Origin of the sequence: Brevundimonas sp. 1080, from assembly GCF_040545985.1 — a bacterium.
Taxonomy (GTDB): domain Bacteria; phylum Pseudomonadota; class Alphaproteobacteria; order Caulobacterales; family Caulobacteraceae; genus Brevundimonas.
The window spans coordinates 601,614-618,089 of record NZ_JBEPMW010000002.1 but is presented as its reverse complement, the minus strand read 5'-3'; the positions used below and the strand labels follow the sequence as shown (position 1 = coordinate 618,089).

The following is a 16,476-nucleotide window of genomic DNA, read 5'->3' as shown; positions in this document are numbered from 1 at the left end:
ATGTCCAAGACCACGCCCGCGACCGTCGCCCTGACCAAGGCCGGCGTCGCCTTCGCTCTGTTTCCCTACGACTATGATCCCGACGCGCCGCGCGTGGGATTGCAGGCCGCCGAGGCGCTGGGCGTGGCGCCTGAACAGGTGTTCAAGACCCTGATGGTCCTGATCGACGGCGCTCCGGCTTGCGTCATCGTGCCGTCCGACTGCGAGGTCAGCATGAAGAAGCTGGCGGCGGTGCTGGGGGCCAAGTCGGCCCAGATGATGAAGCCTGCCGACGCCGAACGGCTGACAGGCTACAAGGTCGGCGGGGTCAGCCCGTTCGGCCAGCGAAAGGCCGTCCCCACCGCGATGGACGAAACCGCCATCCTGTTCGATCAGATCCTGATCAACGGCGGTCAGCGGGGGCTTCTGCTGAGGCTGGCGCCGGAGGATGCGCGGCGGGCGGCGAAGGCGGTGCTGGCTGACCTGACCGCCTAGAAGGGCGAGGTGCGGCGCGCTATAGGTCCGGCATGACCGAAGCCTCGACGACCAAGCGACACAGCCGCAAGGGCTTGTATGCGCCCTTCATCCTGGTGCTGATCGCGCTGGCGGCCTGGACCGGATGGTGGATCTTCCTGACGCGCCAGATCGATACGCGGCTTGAGGCCCAGGTCCAGACCCTGCGTCAGGACGGCTGGGACATCCGCTTCGCCGACAAATCCATCAAGGGCTGGCCGTTTCGCACCCATGTAGCGTTGACGAACCTGATCGTTCAGGCGCCGTCGGGCCATGCGATCAAGGCGACCGAACTGACCGCGGAGGCCAACGCCTATCAGCCGACCAAATGGGTCGTTGTGGCCCCGCAGGGCCTGATGCTGACCCGCGCCGGCAAGGGCGAGGTCGCGGTCAAGGGCGACGCCATCCGCATGAGCGCCAGCGGCATCGATCAGCGCTGGCCCAATCTGGCGCTGGAGATGGTCAATCCGGTCTTCACGGCCCAGACCGGCGCCGAACCCTTCCCCATCGCTCGGGCGGCGCGGATCGAATTCTACGCCCGGCCGCATCTGGAGGGCTCGACCGCGCCGACCGACGACGTCGATGTCATGTTCCGTCTGGTGGACGGGCAGGGGCGGGCGGACGGCCCCGTCGAAGGCTTCGCCCAGGATGGCCGCTTGACGACCCAGCTGGAGGCCGAGATCGGCCAGGCCAGCCTGCTGAAGACCGGTGGCGATGCGGCGGGCGTCTTCTCCGCCTGGACAAAGGCGGGCGGAACCTTCCGCAATGTGCGCGGCGATCTGCAGGCCGGCGACAGCCGCGCAACCCTCTCCAGTGACGTGTTGCGAGCCGATGCGAACGGCCGGCTGACCGGCCAGGTCCAGCTTCAGGCGCAAAAGCCTCTGCCCGCTCTGGCCGGCCTGATGGCGACGCGTCAGGGGCCGGTCAACCGGATCGGCGCGGCCGGGGCCGCCGCAGCCGCGGGCGCGGCCGAGGCGACCGGACAGGAGCAGTTGCCGCTGACGCTGGTTTTCCGCGACGGCCGCACCTGGCTCGGCCCCTTCCCGCTGGCCCCGGCGCCCAAACTGTTCTGATGGCGCTGCTGGACGAACCCGAAGCCGACGACGCCCTGCTGGCGCTGGATCGCGCCTTGGTCGAGGCGGTGCGGGCGCGGGTCGCCGCCGGTCCGCGCGACCGGGCCGACGCCTCGGCCATCGCCCTGCGTCAACTGTTGGACGGCGCCTCGGCCGATGAGGCTGCGGCGGTCAAGGCGGTGTGGGGCCGGATCGAGGTGGCGACCGGACCCGCGCTGGTCGTCTGCGGCGGCGTGGCCCAGGCCCTGGCCACGGATCGCTATGGCCTTCGGTCGCGGCCTATGTCCGCCGAGGAGGCGCTGAAGGCGGCCGAGGCGGGCTCGCGCGCCGTGATCGACCTGTCGCCCGACCGGCCGTGGTGGGGCCGCCTCCTGGCGCGGCCCGAACTGAAGATCGTCGCCGCCCTGCCGGACGACCGGCGCGGCCGACCTCAGGCCTTCGTCGTGTCCAAAGAGATGTCCGGGCCCACGGGCGACGACCGCAGCTTCTGGGTCACCGACAGCGGCTGGTCCGAGACCAAGATCGTGGACGCCCTTGGCGACGCGGGACTGGTCGCCGATCCGCTGGCGGCGGCGGGCGGGTTGAAGCTGTTCATGCTGACGGGCTATGTGCAGATCGACGACGGGCGGCTGAAGAGCGCGCCCGGCCGAATGAGCGGCGTGATCGGCGCCGCCCCCATCTTCTGAGATCAAGGCTTTCCATGACCGACGCGACCGCGCCACACGGCCCTGCCCCCAAGCCCGGCATCCTCGACATCGCACCCTATGTCGGCGGCAAGTCGTCCATCGCCGGCGTCGCGGAGCCGATGAAGCTGTCCTCCAACGAGAACATGCTGGGCGCGGGCGAAAAGGCGCGCGCGGCCTATGAGGCGGCGGTCAAGAACATCCACATCTATCCCGACGGCCGGGCGACCAAGCTGCGGAACGCTGTGTCGGAACTGCACGGGTTGGAGCCCGAGCGGCTGATCTTCGGCAACGGCTCGGACGAGGTCTTCGCCCTGTTGAACCAGACCTATCTGACAGCGGGCGACAACATCGTCTGCGGCCAGTACGGCTTTCTCGCCTACCGCATCAGCGCTTTGGGTTGCGAAGCCCAGGTCAAGCTGGCGCCCGAGCCGAACTTCAAGGCCGAGGTCGATGCGCTCCTGGCCCAGGTCGATGACCGCACCAAAATCGTCTATGTCTCCAATCCGTCGAACCCGACCGGCAGCTACAATACGGGCGAGGAGATCCGCCGCCTGCACGCCGCCCTGCCGGCCCACATCATCCTTGTCGTGGACGAGGCCTATGCTGAGTATGTGACCGAGGCCGACTGGGAGACCGCCCTCCCGCTGGCCAAGGACGCCGAGAACATCGTCGTCACCCGCACCTTCTCCAAGATCCACGGCCTGGGCGGTTTGCGTATCGGTTTCGGCTATGCGCCGCTGAAGGTCGCCGAAGCCATCGACCGGATTCGACTGCCGTTCAACGTCTCGGTGCCGGGGCTTGAGGCCGCAACGGCCGCGCTGTCGGACGAGGCGCACCAGACGGCGTCGCGCGATCTGATCTCGAACTGGAAGCCGCGCCTGACCCAGGCCCTGCGCGGCTTTGGGCTGAACGTCCTGCCCAGCGCCGGCAATTTCGTGCTGGTGCTGTTCGACAGCGCCAAGCGCGCCGCCGCCGCCAACGACTATCTGAACACCAAGGGCATCATCGTCCGCCCCGTCGGCGGCTATGGCCTGCCGCAAGCCCTGCGCATCACCATCGGCACCGAAGACCAGAACCGCGCCGTCATCGACGCGCTGAGTGAGTTCGCGGCCACCTGATCAAAGGGCAAGAAGCGGCGGCCGCATCCGCAGCCGCCGCCTTGCTATCAGCCGCCGAAGCGACGGGCGATGAAGACGCCGGTGCGGACGGCGTCGTCGCTCTGCGACAGGGGGCTGTCGGCCACGTCGCCCAGGCGGCGTTCGTAGTTGATCAGGCCGCCCGCACCCCATTTGTCGCCGATCGGGACCAGCAGGACCAGGCTGGCGCCCGCGCCCTGCAGGCCGCCGCCGGGGGAATAAGCGCTGATGCCGTTGGCGGCCGCCTCGGCGGTGCTGACGCCATAGTAGGCATCGGCCAGTTTGGAATCGCCGCCGCGCACATAGACCGAGGCGTTCAGCAGGCCGACCGACGTCACGCGCTGATGACCGACGGAGGCATAGTATTCCGTGCCCTCGCTGACGTCGGACACGTCGCGGCTGATCCGACCGCCGACTACCACATTGCCGGGCAGACGCTTGTAGGCGTAGGCGGCCAGGTCCGCGCCGAAGCCCGGACGATCCAGCGTCAGGCCTTCGATATCATCGGCCGAGAAGCGCGGGCGCAGTTGCAGGCCGGCGCGGAAGTCGTCGGTCTTGATCGCGTTCCAGCCCAGGCCGTCGATCGGGTTCAGATAGACCAAGTCGCGATAATTGGCCGAAACCCACGGAGCGACCGTCGTCTTGGAGCCCGTGTCGCCGTTGGAGTCATTGCGATAGAGGACGCCCGCGCCGAGATCGACGGTCCAGTTGTGGGGGGCGGGCCTGATCTGCTCGTACGGTTGTGACTGGGCCAGGGCGGAGCCGGCAACGGCGGCGAAGGCGACGGAGAGCAGAAGGGGGCGAAGCATCGGGCGTTTCCATGAATGGCGCCCGAGCGGGGAGGTCAGGCCGGTTCAGAATGCGCAAGCTGGGCCTTTGGCTCCAGCAGCGCCAACGACGCCGTCTCTATGCGACTTTCCAGCAACGCCATCATGGCCCCGCGCTTCAGTTGGGCCGGGATCGGCTCAAGAAATTCGAACACGACCGTGCCAGGATACCGGCGGAAGCCGTGTGCCGGCCAGTGGACACCGGAGTTGGTGGCGACGGGCCAGCAGGGGCCTTCCAGATCGCGATAGATGGCGGCGACGCCGGGCTTGTAGTCGCCAGGCACGCCTGGATCGTTGCGAGTGCCCTCGGGGAAGATGACGATCTGGCGGCCTTCGGACAGGCGGTCGCGCGCCTGTCGTGTCATGTCCTTCAGCGCCTTGGCGTGGCCCGCGCGATCCACGGCGATCATCTTTGCCTTCCAGGCGAACCAGCCGAAGAAGGGCAGGGGCATCAGCTCCTTCTTCATCACGAAACAGGCGTCGGGCAGGACGGCCAGCAGGGCCACGATGTCCAGCATCCCCTGGTGTTTGGACGCGATTAGGGCGGCGCCGGACGGGGCGTGCTCCAACCCGCGCACCTCGACCTTCACCCCCGCGATCCAGCGCAGGCCGAACAGGACGATCTTCGCCCACAGCTTGCACACGCCCTGCACATAGCGGTGCGGCAGCAGCAGGACCGGCGACAGGCCGATGGCGATGATCGGCATCGACAAATAGAGCCAGGCGGTGAAGATCAGGGAACGCAGGGTGTTCACTTAGGACGCGGCCTTTTCGTCAGGGGCGGTTTCGCTCTCGGCCGCGACTGCGGCGGGCCGGTCGCGGGTGATGCGGCGCACGCCCTCACGACCCAGAACGGCGAGATATTTCATGTATTCCAGCGTCATCCGACGCGCGGTCACCGCCGCCCGCCACCAGCGCGCATTGTCCAGCGAGGGGGTGGAGATGGCGTAGGGCGTCAGTTTCACGCCCGGCAGCTGGCCCCGGATTTCGACCAGCGAACGCGGCATATGATAGTCGGAGGTCACGACGATCAGGCTGCGATAACCCTTGGCGCGGCTCCAGGCGGCGATCTCCTGGGCGTTGCCGACCGTGTCCTCGGCCTCGAAGCCCAGGTCGACGCAGCAGTTGAACAGGCGGCTGGAGCCGGGCGTCAGCTCACGCAGCTCTTGGCGGCGCACTTCGCGATTGACGCCGGAGATCAGCACCCGTTCGCCCTTGCCCTGTTCAAGCAGGCGGATGGCGGTGTTGACCCGTTCGGACGACGGACCGGTCAGGGCCACGATGGCGTCGGCGCGAGCGGGGTCGTCGGCCGGCGTCAGTTCGCGCACCCGGTGGGCGAAGGCGAACAGGCCGACCAGCCAGATCAGACCGGCGATGAAGATGACGCTCAACAGTCTCATGCGCCCCCTCCCTCTGTCGGCCGTCCTGAAGCCAGCATTCGCATGGCGGCGAATCTCGCCGCGAGAACCGCAACCGTAGCCGCGAGCAGCGGGCAAGGCGAGAGCAACGCCAGGTCGCTCCAGCTGATCGGCAGGGCCGCCGTCAGGCCGCCCGATCCGCCGATGAACCGCAGGAGGATCAGAAGAACCGCCGCCAGTCCGGCGCCGATCGCGCCCGCGCCGGCCGCCATAAGGCCGAACCGCCGCTGGAACAGCCAGGCGATGGCGCCATCGGTCGCGCCGTTCAGGCTCAGGGTCTCGATCACGCCCTGACCGGCCGCCAGGCCCGCCCATGTCGCATAGGCGATGGCGGCGGCCGCAGCGAAGGCGACGGCCAGGAAGGCGGCGCCGGCCAGAACCGTAATCATGCCGGCGGACCGCTCGACCTCGCCGCGCCACAGGCTGTGATCGTCCACCGTAGCGTCCAGCCCGGCCTCGGCCAGGGCGCGGCTCAGGGTGACGGCGCTGGCGGGGGCGTCGCGGTTCAGCCGCACGGTCACCAGATGAGGCAGGGGAAGGTCGGGCAGGACCGCGTCGCCCAGCCAGGGGCGCAGCAGGTCCTCGGCCGCCTTGCGGCTCAGGGCGGCGGCCTCCTCCACCCCATCGACGCCCGACAGGGTCTCGGCCGCGCGGGCGGCGGCGGTGTCGCCGGTTTCGCCGACGCGGGGGCGGACCTGCACGGTGGCCTCCGCGTCCAGCTGTCGGGCCCAGCCGTGCGCGGCGCGGTCGGCGGCGGAGGCGGCGACGGCGGCGAGGCAGGCCAAAAAGCACAGGACGGCGATGACGGTCATCAGCCACGGCTCGCCGGCTGCGGCGGGCGGCAACAGGCCGGGCCGGCGGCTGGAGAGACTAAAATCGGACAGACGGATCATGCGGCGACCCGCGAGCGTTCGCTGAGCCGTCCGGCCTCCAGCCTCAAGACGCGCGCGCCCGACCGCTGGGCCAGGGCCTCGTCATGGCTGGCGATCAGGACGGTGGTGCCCAGTTTGTTCAGCGACTGGAACAGCCGCAGCAGCTTGTCAGCCATCACGGCGTCCACGCTGCCGGTCGGTTCGTCCGCCACGATCAGGCCGGGGCGGGTGATGACGGCGCGGGCGATGGCCAGGCGCTGCTTCTCGCCGCCGGACAGGGCGGGGGGGCGAGCGTCCATCCGGCGACCCAGGCCCACCCATTTCAGCATCTCGCGCACGTCGTCGGCGTACTCGGCCTCGGATCCGCCCGCGAGCCGCAAGGGCAGGGCGACATTGTCGAAGGCCGACAGGTGGTCCAGCAGGCGGAAATCCTGGAACACCACGCCCATCCGCCGCCGAAAGGCCGGGATGTCGCGACGATCGATGCGCGTGACATCCGATCCGAACAGGCGGAGGGTTCCCGTTCGGGGTTGGTCCGCCAGCGTCAGCAGACGCAGCAGCGAAGACTTTCCGGCCCCGGACGGCCCGGTAAGAAAGTGGAAAGAGCCGCGCGGCAAAATGAGGTTAACGTCCCGCAGCACGTCGGGCGCGCCGACATAGCCGAAGCCGACGCCGGACAGGCGAACGGTGTCGGTCATAGCGGCGGGTTCGGCGGGCGAGGACGGCATGGTATGTGTTTCAGGAACAGGGCGCGGCGTCGCGCCTTACGGGAGGGGGCGACAGCCTCGCAGTCAGCCACATGATACTGACCTGCCCCGCCTGCGCCACCAGCTATTTCATTCGTGACGAAGCCATAGGCCCCGAAGGCCGCAAGGTGCGCTGCCAATCGTGCGGCGAAGTCTGGCGCGCGACGCCGGACGAGCCGCTGGAACTGACCTTGACGCCCGAGCCGGCGGTCGCCGCCGTCGCGCCCGCAGCGCCGCCCGAACCCGAGCCCGCGCCGACGGCGGCCAGCCTGGCCGAAACGCCGGCGCCGGAGCTACCTCGCGCCTTCCGCGCCCGCGCCGATCGCCAGAAGAAGCTGCGCCGCGCCGCCACCCAGGGCGTGATCTGGGCGGGTCTGGCCAGCGTCTTCATCGGCCTGATCGTTTCGGCCTTCCTGTTCCGCGTCGAGATCGTCCAAGCCTTCCCCCGGGCGGCTTCGGCCTACAAATTCTTCGGCGCGCCGGTCAATCCGGTCGGGTTGGACTTCGAAGCCCTGACGGCCAAGGCTGCGCCGAACCATCCCGGCATGGTCGTGGTGTCCGGCGCCATCCGCAATGTGCGCGACGTCGAGATCGTCTCGCCGCCGATTCGCGTGGCCCTGCTGGACGCCGCCGGCGCCGAGGTCGGGTTCAAGATCGTAAAGATCGACGCGGCGCCGGTCCTGCCGGGCAAGGTCCAGGGCTTCGCCGCCCTGATCCCCGATCCGGGCGGCCACGGGGCCGGGATCGGCGTCGACTTCGCGCCGGTCAGCCCGGCGCCTGCCAAACCCCCAGCTGAACACGGCGGACATGATGCGAAGGCCGCGCCCGCGCACGCAGCGCAGCCCGCCGCCGAAACCTCGCAGGGACTGCGCTCGGCGACGGCGCCCGGCGCCGAGGCGCCGAACACGGCCGCGCCGGTCGACGCGCGACCGGTCGGGGCTGTGGACAAGGGGCATGGTGAGGCGGTATCGGCCTCGCATCATGGCTGATCCCTCCCCGACGCCGACCGTTCTTCTGTCCGAGGCCGAGGTGGCGCGCATCGTCGCCGATCTGGCCCAGCGCATCGCGCCCGTCATCGACGACGATACGGTCGCCGCCGTGCTGCTGACCGGCGGCCTGTGGTTCGCCGCCGACCTGACCCGCGCCCTGTCGCGCGTCGGCCGCAACGTCCGTTTCGACGCCCTGTGGCTGGCCTCCTACGGCGACGAGCAGACCAGCCGGGGCCGGATCGACGTCTACGCGCCGTTCCAGCGCCCGATCGCGGGCCGCCGCGTCCTTATACTGGACGACGTGTTCGACACCGGCCTGTCGCTGGCCGAGGCCGTGCGCATCGCCAAGGACGCCGGCGCGTCCGAAGTCCTGACCTGCGTCTTCGCGAGGAAGCCTTGGCCCAAGCCCCGCGCGCCCGAGCCGGACTTCGTCGGTTGGGAGGCGCCGAACCGCTTTCTGGTTGGCTATGGCCTGGACCACGCCGGGACGCTAAGGGGCCTGCCGGACATCTGCGCCCTGGACTGAGTTCAAGGCGCCGCGACAGCGGGGATAATCCGTCCAGGGCTGAATTTCCGCCCGGTTCGGCGTTGACTCTCCGACACCCTTCCGTATATGTCGCCGCTCTTCGCCGCCGGGGCCCTCTCCGGGGGCGTATCTTTTTTTGCGTTTGCGCTGAGGCTTCAACATGTACGCGGTGATCAAGACCGGCGGCAAGCAGTACCGGGTCCAACCGGGCGACACCATCGTCGTCGAAAAGCTCGACGGCGACGCCGGCGCTGAGCTGAAGTTCGACAGCGTCCTGATGCTGGGCGGCGACAAGGGCGTGACCCTGGGCGCTCCCCTGATCGACGGCGCCTTCGTCGGCGCGACCCTGGTCGAGACCCGCAAGGGTGAGAAGATCAAGATCTTCAAGAAGACCCGTCGTCAGGGCTATCGCCGCACGAACGGCCATCGCCAGATGGAATCGGTCCTGCGCATCACCGGCATCGAAGGCGCCGGCGAGACCGCCAAGTGGGACGGCAAGGTCGATCTGACCACCAAGGCCGAGATCAACCTGCGCGCTCGCAACCTAGCCGCTCGCAACGCCACCTCCTCGCTGGGTTCGACCGAGACGGTTGTGACCGACGTGGACGGCGCCGAGGTCAAGGGCGTCGTGGTCGAGAGCTCGGCTCCCGCCAAGAAGGCCCCGGCCAAGAAGAAGGCTGCGCCCAAGGCTGAAGCCGCCGGCGACGAAGCCTAAGACATTCACCGGCGCCTCGGCGCCAGACCTAAGTTACGGACGCGCTCAAGTAGGCCGAAAGGCCGGTAGCGCACCAAGAAAGTACGGAGCGGCAAGATGGCTCACAAGAAATCCGGTGGTTCGTCGCGTAACGGTCGCGACTCCGAGTCGAAGCGCCTTGGCGTGAAGAAGTATGGCGGCGAGCGCGTGCTGGCCGGCAACATCATCGTGCGCCAACGCGGCACCACCTTCCACGCCGGTGAGAACATGGGCATGGGCCGCGACCACACCCTGTTCGCCCTGACGAACGGCGCTGTGAAATTCACCACCAAACGTGGCGGCCGTTGTTACGTGTCGATCCTTGCGGCCAATGACGACGCCGCTCAGGCGATGGCCGCCGAGTAACGCAGTCTGGACCTTCCCGGATCGCGTTGCTCCTGCCAGCAGCCGATCCGGACCAGGGATGATAATCCGCGGGGAGTCTGGATCACCAGGCTCCCCGTTTGCGTTTCCCCGCCTCGAAGACCGTCCGAGCCCTTCAAGGAGATGGTCGACAATCCGAGGCAACGCCCATGTGCGTCATCGAAACCTCTCCTGTCGTCGAGACCCGGCGCCTGATCCTGCGCGCGCCCGCGCCCCAGGATGCGCCGCGCATCGCCGCCCTGGCCAATGACCTGGACATCGCGCGCATGACCAAGCGGATGCCGCATCCGTTTCAGATGCGCGACGCCGACGACTTCGTGCTGCAGGTGGCTTCACAGGATCCCAAGCGAGCCAATACCTTTGTCATCGACCATGAGGACGTGGGGCCCATCGGCGTCATCGGCCTGTTCGAGGGCGATGACCGGGTGCCGGAAACCGGCTATTGGATCGGGCGTGAATACTGGGGTCGGGGCTTCGCCACCGAGGCGCTGGACGCCGCCCTGGTCTGGGCCAGCCGCAAGTGGAAGCGCCGGGCCCTGGTCGCCGGGCATTTCGCCGACAATCCGGCCTCTGGCCGCGTGCTGGAAAAGGCGGGCTTCCTCTACACCGGCGAGACGCGCCGGGCGTGGAGCCGGGCGCGTCGGGCCGAGGCCGATACGCGCATGATGGTGTGGCTGGCCTGACGGCCAGCCCGCAGGGTCAGCCGCCCGCCAAGGCGGGGCCATAGACGGCCGCGACGGCGACGGCGCCCACCACCAGCATGGCGCCCGCGCCGGCGATGAAGGTCGCGATGGTTTTGGACCGGCGACGCCGCATGCCGCCCGCCTTGTACTTGCGGATGATGACCGACGGCCCTCGCGTAAAGGCCTCGGATCCTATGATGTTGTGTTGGGACAAGAAAAAAGCTCCCCGAACTCTCGCACAGAAGCAGCGATCAGTCCGGGGCGCTCGTGGTCAGAAGATGGCGATCCGCGTTACCGGGGTCGCATCTTCGTGAGACGGGGCGTGCGGGTCACAGGGTGATGGAGACGACCCGGCCTCCGCGCGTCTGCACCGCCTGCATCAGCACCAGAGGCGCATCGCCCGAGGTGACCGGCACGATCAGGAACCAGCCGCCGTCGGGCAGGCCGTCGAAGCGGAAACGGCCGTTCTCGCACCGCGTGTCTCGGACATAGGTGCGATAATCGGCGTTGGCGTCGGCGACGGTGCGGGCGCGAACGACGGCGGCGGGCACGGCCGCGCGCTGGGTCGAGCCGTACAGGGTGCGAATGCGCGCGCGCGTATAGGGGGTGTCCGGCGTCAGGCCGACGCTGGCGACGCAGTCGAAGGCCTTGCCGTCCCGGGCGAAGGCGATCTGGCCCTGAATGCTGTTGCGGCCGGGCATCTGCGACCAGCCGAAATCCGCCTCGTTGAAGGCGGCCGGACCCCCGTTCGGCAGGCCGCCGCCGGCGGTCGGCGCACAGGCGGAGAGGGCGGCGGCGGTCAGGGCGAGAGCCAGGCCAGGGGCGGCGAACGAACGGATCGACATGGGGCTTCCTCCGGGATTTCGGGGTCGTGGGGGACGACTTCCCTTACTATCGCACGACAGGCCGGGCGACTTCCACGCTCAAGATTCCCCCTCTGGACCCGGACCCGACAACGCGCGAAACAGGCCCGACAACGCGCCCAGTCGTCGAGGCGCGACAGCTCGGAAACGCCCCGCATGACCGTCAACTTCGCCGATATCCAAGCCGCGCGCACCCGGATCGCCGGCGCGGTCGACCGCACCCCGACCCGCTACTCCAGAAAGCTGTCGCAGCTGACGGGCGCCGAGGTCTGGGTGAAATTCGACAATCTGCAATTCACCGGCAGCTTCAAGGAACGCGGCGCCCTGAACCGGCTGCTGATGCTGAGTCCCGAGGAGAGGAAGCGCGGCGTGGTGGCCGCCAGCGCCGGCAACCACGCCCAGGCCCTGGCCTATCACGGCGGACGGCTGGGCGTGCCGGTGACCATCGTGATGCCCGAGGGCACGCCCTTCGCCAAGATCAACGGCACCCGCTCGCACGGGGCGACCGTGGTGATCGAGGGGCTGGACTTCACCGGCTCGACCGAGGCGGCCAAGCGGCTGGAAGCGGAGAAAGGCTATGTCTTCGTCTCGGCCTTCGACGACGAAGGCATCGTGGCGGGCCAGGGCGTCTGCGCGATCGAGCTTCTGGAGGATGCGCCCGAGGTCGAGGCCTTGATCATCCCCATCGGCGGCGGCGGGCTGATCGCCGGCTGCGCCATCGCGGCCAAGGCGATGAAGCCGGACATCAAGGTCTTCGGCGTCGAGGCCGCGCGCTATCCGTCCTTCACCGCCAAACGCGCGGGCCAGCCGCCGGTCTGCACCGGCCAGACCATCGCCGAGGGCATCGCCATCAAGGCCGTGGGCGACATCCCCTTCGCCCTGGCCGATCCGCTGGTGGACGAGGTCTTCGTCTGCCAGGAAGCCGACTTCGAACGGGCCGTCGCCACCTATGTCACCTATGAGAAGACCGTGTCCGAGGGCGCGGGCGCGGGGGGGCTGGCCGCGCTTCTGGCCTATCCCGACCGGTTCAAGGGGATGAAGGTCGGGCTGGAGCTGTGCGGCGGAAACATCGATGCACGGATGCTGGCGGTCGTGCTGAACCGCGAGATGGTCCGTGAGCGGCGATTGATCGTCTATCGCATTCTGGGCGACGACCGACCCGGCATGTTGTCGGCCATGGCGGCGGTGATCGGCGGCCTGGGCGGCAACATCATCGACGTGGTCCACAACCGTCTGGCGCTGGACGTGCCGGCCAAGGGCGCCGAGTTCGACATCATGGTCGAAACGCGCGATAGCGCCCACGCCGACGAGATCGGCGAGGCTTTGAAGGAACGCGGCTATGAACTTCGGATGGGGTAAGGCGGCAATCGTCGCGACCTTCTTGCTGGCGGGCTGCGGCCAGGCCGCGCCGGTCGATCCGAACGCCGGCAAGGCCGAGGCGGCCGCCTTCATGGCCAAGAACGGCAAGGAAGAGGGCGTTCAGACCCTGCCCAGCGGTCTGCAATACAAGGTGGTGCAGGCGGGACCGGCCGGCGGCGTCAGCCCCGACCGCAACGACCTGGTCAAGGTCGATTACGAGGGCAAGCTGGTCGACAACAGCGTGTTCGACAGCTCCTTCGCGCGCGGCGCGCCGGCGGTCTTCACGCCCGAGGAAGTGGTCAAGGGCTGGACGGAGGCGCTGCAGAAGATGCGCGTCGGCGACGAATGGCTGCTCTATGTCCCGCCCGAGCTCGGCTATGGCGAGCAGGGCAATCCCAAGATCCCCGCCAACTCCGTACTGATCTTCCGCCTGAAACTGCTGGACGTGGCCAAGGTGCCCGGCGGCGGATCGGGCGTCGGCACGGCGATGGGGTGAGCTGCTTCTCAGAGCGGTCGAAAGCCAGGGCGGATCACAGATACGGGCCCCACATGAAGGCGGCGGTCCCGAACACGCCGACGGCCGTATAGAGGGCGGCCAGGCAGACGAGGGCGGCGACCGCGATCTTGGGCGCCGTTCGCGGACTGCGGCCCGCCGCCAGATAGAGTTCCAGAACCGCCAGCGGGATCAGATAGCTGCCGAAGGTCAGGACGATGTCGGTGGGACCGGACAGGATCTTGGTCATGCCGACCGGTCCTTGGCAAAGGATGATCCAGGCCATCAGACCGCTGCGCAGGAACCAGACGCCGCTGACCGCCATGAAGGCGCGCATGGCCCAGACGCGGTGCGCCTCGAACCTGCGTTGAAGCGCGCGACGCCAGGCGAAGACTGCGAAGACGAGGATAAGGACCGCGTCACCCAGGATGGCGACGGCCGAGATTTCGGACAACCAGGTTCCCCGCACGATCGTCAGCCACGCCCCGCTGAGCGCCATGAAGAGGGCGACGATCAGAAAGACGCGGCCGGTCCAGCGGTGCAGGCGTGGAAGGCGACGGCGCAGAGCGGGCCACAGTTGCATCAATCCGCCCAGAGTGACGACCGCCGCCATCAGGACATGGGCGATGAACATGAGGTTTCCCAGATCGTCGCCGGCCACATAGCCGTCGATCAGCGGCTTGTCGTTCCACCCGGCGAAATTCCCTGTCGCTGTCCTCGTCCCGTAGAAGGCCAGGATGAAGACGATGAAGGCGACCTGGCCAATGATGGCCGCGACGAACCACGCGGCGCCGGCCCAGCGCAACAGGCGGGAAGCGAAGGGGAGAGAGGGTGAGGGGACGGGCATTGGATATCCGACGATACGAGCAAGAGACGGCGTCGCATGCGCCGCCGCCGGGGCGCGGTCTCGCCGATTTGGAATTCGGCCGGTCTTTTTCCATCTCTTTCGCTGCAAGGCCCTGCTGGACAGGCGCAGCGGCGCCGGGCGATGACAGAGGATCGCTTCAGGAGGGCGGATGACCGCGACCGCATTCAGATCCGCGACCCTGTTCGGCCAGGATCGACAAGGTCCGTCTGGGCCGCATCAGGCGCCGAGCCGGCTGACTGTTCATGCCTGTGTCGCCGTCGTTGCGTTCGGCGCCTACATCCTGGCGCGCGAGACGCACGGAGGAGTTTCCACGGGCTTCGCCGCCTTCGGGGTTTCGGCCTGCGGCTGGTCATGGCTTTTGGCCCGCGCCCTGTTCGACCCGGCGAAACACGACGCCCTGTGGCCGCGTCTGGTCGTAATGATTGTGGCGACGGCGGGGGCGACGGCGGTGTTGGCGCCGCCCCATCAGCCCGTCTCGACCGTGGCGAACAACCTCTATGTCCTGAGCGGATCGGGGGCCTTGCTGATGACCTTCGTGGAGCCGTTCCACAGACGCGGCTGCGCCCTGGCGCGGGCGGAGATACTGTTTCGGGCGATTTTCGTCGGCGTGTTCGCCCTGCTGGTCGGGGTCGCGGTCCTGGCGGCCTGGAAGGCGCCGGAACCGATCGAGACTGCTTGCGCCGGTGTGGGTCTGTTGGGCGCGATTTTGGCCACATGGTATCGGCTAAAGCGACCTCTGGTCCTGGTCGAGCGCGCGTCAGCGATGAAGAAGACCGCCACGTCGGACGATCTTCTCTTGGCCCGCCGGCTGGAAGCGTTGTTGCGCGACACGGCCGTCCATCTCGATCCCGAACTCAGGATCGGCGACGTCGCGGCTCGCCTGGACGTGCCGGAACATCGGGTTTCACGTTGCATCGGCGCGGCGACCGGCTTTCCCAACTTCAACCGCCTGATCAATCATCATCGGGTCGAGGCGGCGAAACGTCTGTTGGCGTCGCCCGATCAAGCCCGGTCCATCCTGCAGATCGCACTGGATTGCGGCTTCGCCTCGCTGGGGCCGTTCAACCGGGCCTTTCGCGAGGAGACGGGAACCACGCCTCGGGCCTATCGCGCGCTTCAGCGGTCCAAAGCCGTCGAGGGCTGAGCCCCGGCCTGCTCGGACAGCCGTCCGACCGCCCAGATCGCCGCGTCGCGCACCACCGGCGCCGGGTCGTTGACCAGGCGTTCGGCGCAAATCTTCAAAGTCGGATCGCCGCTGTTGCCGATGGCGTACAAGACGTTGCGGACGAAGCGGTCGCGGCCGATGCGCTTGACCGGGCTCTTGGCGAACAGGGCGCGAAAGCCGGGGTCGTCCAACGCCGCCAGTTCCGCCAGCCGCGGCCTTTTTAGCGCCGGGCGCGATAGAAGCCGCATCTCCCGCGCCTCTTGCGCGAACTTGTTCCAGGGGCAGACGGCCAGACAGTCGTCGCAGCCATAGATGCGCGATCCGGTCAGGGTGCGGAACTCGACCGGCCAGGGACCGGCGAACTCGATGGTCAGGTAGGACAGGCAGCGCCGGGCGTCGAGCTGGAACGGGGCGGGGAAGGCGTTCGTCGGGCAGGCGTCTAGACAGGCGGTGCAGCGGCCGCAGTGTTCGCTCTCGGCCGCGTCCGGCGCGATCTCGGCGGCGGTCAGGATGGTCCCGAGGAACAGCCAGTTGCCGTGGGTGCGGCTGAGCAGATTGGTGTGCTTGCCCTGCCAACCCAGGCCGGCGCGCTGGGCCAACGGCTTTTCCATCAGGGGGGCGGTGTCGACGAATACCTTGATGTCCGCGCCATTGCGGGCGGCGATCTGGCCGGCCAGCTGTTTCAGCCGGCCCTTGATGACCTCGTGATAGTCGTCGCCGCGCGCATAGACCGAGATGTATCCGGCCGAACGGTCGGCCAACTGGTCCAGCGGGTTCTCCTCGGGGCCGTAGTTCATGCCCAGGACGATGGCGGTCCTGGCCTCGTCCCACATGGCGGTGGGGTGCTGGCGGCGATCCAGCGTCGTTTCCATCCATTCCATGTCGCCATGCCGGCCCTCGTCCACGAAACGCCGCAGCCGCTCGCCCGCCGGCCAAGCGTCGGCCGCCGAGGCGAAACGGCAGACATCGAAGCCCAGCTCGGCCGCGCGCTGGCGGATGAAGGTTTTCAGGCGGTCGGACACGGGGCGGGGGATAGCATGAAGTCGCCTCCCTGCGGAGCGGGGAGGTGGCGCGGCGCGTCTTCGCGTCGTGACGGAGGGGTTCTTCAGCGCATCACTGGCGTCTGTGGGACTTCAAGAGCCCTTCCACCGCTACGCGGTCCC

General features: G+C 68.4%; 21 protein-coding genes. 12 read left to right on the top strand and 9 right to left on the bottom strand.

Features of this window, described 5'->3' with window-relative positions; genetic code table 11:
- The 4 genes from ybaK to hisC are packed head-to-tail and all read left to right on the top strand — an operon-like array spanning position 1 to position 3,369.
- Positions 1-474, top strand: a complete 474-nt coding sequence (gene ybaK, locus ABIC32_RS08415; protein ID WP_354073828.1) for a Cys-tRNA(Pro) deacylase — start codon at positions 1-3, stop codon at positions 472-474.
- Between the two features lie 32 nt (positions 475-506).
- Positions 507-1,565 (top strand): DUF2125 domain-containing protein, encoded by a 1,059-nt coding sequence (locus tag ABIC32_RS08410; RefSeq protein WP_354073826.1) that lies wholly within the window; start codon positions 507-509, stop codon positions 1,563-1,565.
- Positions 1,565-2,251 (top strand): hypothetical protein, encoded by a 687-nt coding sequence (locus tag ABIC32_RS08405; protein WP_354073824.1) that lies wholly within the window; start codon positions 1,565-1,567, stop codon positions 2,249-2,251. The genes ABIC32_RS08410 and ABIC32_RS08405 overlap by 1 nt, the downstream gene beginning before the upstream one ends.
- 14 nt (positions 2,252-2,265) lie before the next feature.
- Positions 2,266-3,369 (top strand): histidinol-phosphate transaminase, encoded by a 1,104-nt coding sequence (gene hisC, locus ABIC32_RS08400; protein WP_354073822.1) that lies wholly within the window; start codon positions 2,266-2,268, stop codon positions 3,367-3,369.
- A gap of 47 nt (positions 3,370-3,416) precedes the next feature.
- On the opposite strand, the gene ABIC32_RS08395 is transcribed toward hisC, so the two are convergent.
- Genes ABIC32_RS08395 through ABIC32_RS08375 form a run of 5 tightly spaced genes read right to left on the bottom strand, consistent with a single transcriptional unit; the run spans position 3,417 to position 7,202 of the window.
- Positions 3,417-4,196, bottom strand: a complete 780-nt coding sequence (locus ABIC32_RS08395) for a MipA/OmpV family protein (RefSeq protein WP_354073820.1) — start codon at positions 4,194-4,196, stop codon at positions 3,417-3,419.
- 35 nt (positions 4,197-4,231) lie between these two features.
- Positions 4,232-4,969 carry a lysophospholipid acyltransferase family protein gene (locus tag ABIC32_RS08390; RefSeq protein WP_066552743.1) on the bottom strand — a complete coding sequence of 246 codons (738 nt, stop codon included), beginning with the start codon at positions 4,967-4,969 and terminating at the stop codon, positions 4,232-4,234.
- Positions 4,970-5,614 carry a YdcF family protein gene (locus tag ABIC32_RS08385; RefSeq protein WP_199059464.1) on the bottom strand — a complete coding sequence of 215 codons (645 nt, stop codon included), beginning with the start codon at positions 5,612-5,614 and terminating at the stop codon, positions 4,970-4,972. It lies immediately after the preceding gene.
- Positions 5,611-6,525, bottom strand: coding sequence for a cell division protein FtsX (locus ABIC32_RS08380; protein WP_354073818.1), 915 nt, complete (start codon positions 6,523-6,525; stop codon positions 5,611-5,613). Before ABIC32_RS08380 ends, ABIC32_RS08385 begins: the two co-directional genes overlap by 4 nt.
- Positions 6,522-7,202 carry a cell division ATP-binding protein FtsE gene (locus ABIC32_RS08375; RefSeq protein ID WP_354073816.1) on the bottom strand — a complete coding sequence of 227 codons (681 nt, stop codon included), beginning with the start codon at positions 7,200-7,202 and terminating at the stop codon, positions 6,522-6,524. The genes ABIC32_RS08380 and ABIC32_RS08375 overlap by 4 nt, the downstream gene beginning before the upstream one ends.
- A 101-nt stretch (positions 7,203-7,303) precedes the next feature.
- Here ABIC32_RS08375 and ABIC32_RS08370 point away from each other — a divergent pair, with 101 nt between their 5' ends.
- The 5 genes from ABIC32_RS08370 to ABIC32_RS08350 all read left to right on the top strand — a co-directional run bounded on the left by ABIC32_RS08370 (position 7,304) and on the right by ABIC32_RS08350 (position 10,565).
- Positions 7,304-8,239: an MJ0042-type zinc finger domain-containing protein gene (locus tag ABIC32_RS08370; RefSeq protein ID WP_354073814.1), complete on the top strand. Its 936-nt coding sequence runs from the start codon at positions 7,304-7,306 to the stop codon at positions 8,237-8,239.
- Positions 8,232-8,765 (top strand): phosphoribosyltransferase, encoded by a 534-nt coding sequence (locus ABIC32_RS08365; protein WP_055754434.1) that lies wholly within the window; start codon positions 8,232-8,234, stop codon positions 8,763-8,765. Before ABIC32_RS08370 ends, ABIC32_RS08365 begins: the two co-directional genes overlap by 8 nt.
- Before the next feature lie 160 nt (positions 8,766-8,925).
- Positions 8,926-9,480 carry a 50S ribosomal protein L21 gene (rplU, locus tag ABIC32_RS08360; RefSeq protein WP_354073811.1) on the top strand — a complete coding sequence of 185 codons (555 nt, stop codon included), beginning with the start codon at positions 8,926-8,928 and terminating at the stop codon, positions 9,478-9,480.
- Between the two features lie 96 nt (positions 9,481-9,576).
- Positions 9,577-9,864: a 50S ribosomal protein L27 gene (gene rpmA, locus ABIC32_RS08355; protein ID WP_039244031.1), complete on the top strand. Its 288-nt coding sequence runs from the start codon at positions 9,577-9,579 to the stop codon at positions 9,862-9,864.
- Between the two features lie 167 nt (positions 9,865-10,031).
- Complete coding sequence (locus ABIC32_RS08350; protein WP_354073809.1) at positions 10,032-10,565, top strand: GNAT family N-acetyltransferase; 534 nt, start codon at positions 10,032-10,034, stop codon at positions 10,563-10,565.
- A 16-nt stretch (positions 10,566-10,581) separates the two neighbouring features.
- On the opposite strand, the gene ABIC32_RS08345 is transcribed toward ABIC32_RS08350, so the two are convergent.
- Both ABIC32_RS08345 and ABIC32_RS08340 read right to left on the bottom strand, forming a co-directional pair.
- Positions 10,582-10,779: a hypothetical protein gene (locus ABIC32_RS08345; protein ID WP_039244035.1), complete on the bottom strand. Its 198-nt coding sequence runs from the start codon at positions 10,777-10,779 to the stop codon at positions 10,582-10,584.
- Between the two features lie 115 nt (positions 10,780-10,894).
- Positions 10,895-11,410, bottom strand: a complete 516-nt coding sequence (locus ABIC32_RS08340; RefSeq protein WP_354073807.1) for a hypothetical protein — start codon at positions 11,408-11,410, stop codon at positions 10,895-10,897.
- Positions 11,411-11,584: 174 nt separating this feature from the next.
- On the opposite strand from ABIC32_RS08340, the gene ABIC32_RS08335 reads away from it, so the two are divergent.
- Positions 11,585-12,787, top strand: coding sequence for a threonine ammonia-lyase (locus ABIC32_RS08335; RefSeq protein WP_307509151.1), 1,203 nt, complete (start codon positions 11,585-11,587; stop codon positions 12,785-12,787).
- The gene (gene bamJ / locus ABIC32_RS08330) at positions 12,768-13,283 is read left to right on the top strand and encodes a BamJ family beta-barrel-assembly machinery protein (RefSeq protein ID WP_307509154.1); all 516 of its coding nucleotides are present in this window, start codon (positions 12,768-12,770) and stop codon (positions 13,281-13,283) included. Before ABIC32_RS08335 ends, bamJ begins: the two co-directional genes overlap by 20 nt.
- Positions 13,284-13,317: 34 nt before the next feature.
- Here bamJ and ABIC32_RS08325 read toward each other — a convergent pair whose 3' ends face one another.
- Positions 13,318-14,127: a DUF2306 domain-containing protein gene (locus ABIC32_RS08325; protein ID WP_307509157.1), complete on the bottom strand. Its 810-nt coding sequence runs from the start codon at positions 14,125-14,127 to the stop codon at positions 13,318-13,320.
- 169 nt (positions 14,128-14,296) lie between these two features.
- Here ABIC32_RS08325 and ABIC32_RS08320 point away from each other — a divergent pair, with 169 nt between their 5' ends.
- Positions 14,297-15,292 (top strand): helix-turn-helix domain-containing protein, encoded by a 996-nt coding sequence (locus ABIC32_RS08320; RefSeq protein ID WP_354073804.1) that lies wholly within the window; start codon positions 14,297-14,299, stop codon positions 15,290-15,292.
- On the opposite strand, the gene queG is transcribed toward ABIC32_RS08320, so the two are convergent.
- Positions 15,265-16,335 (bottom strand): tRNA epoxyqueuosine(34) reductase QueG, encoded by a 1,071-nt coding sequence (queG, locus tag ABIC32_RS08315; protein ID WP_354073802.1) that lies wholly within the window; start codon positions 16,333-16,335, stop codon positions 15,265-15,267. The two genes, ABIC32_RS08320 and queG, sit on opposite strands and share 28 nt — an antisense overlap.
- Positions 16,336-16,476 lie beyond the last annotated feature (141 nt).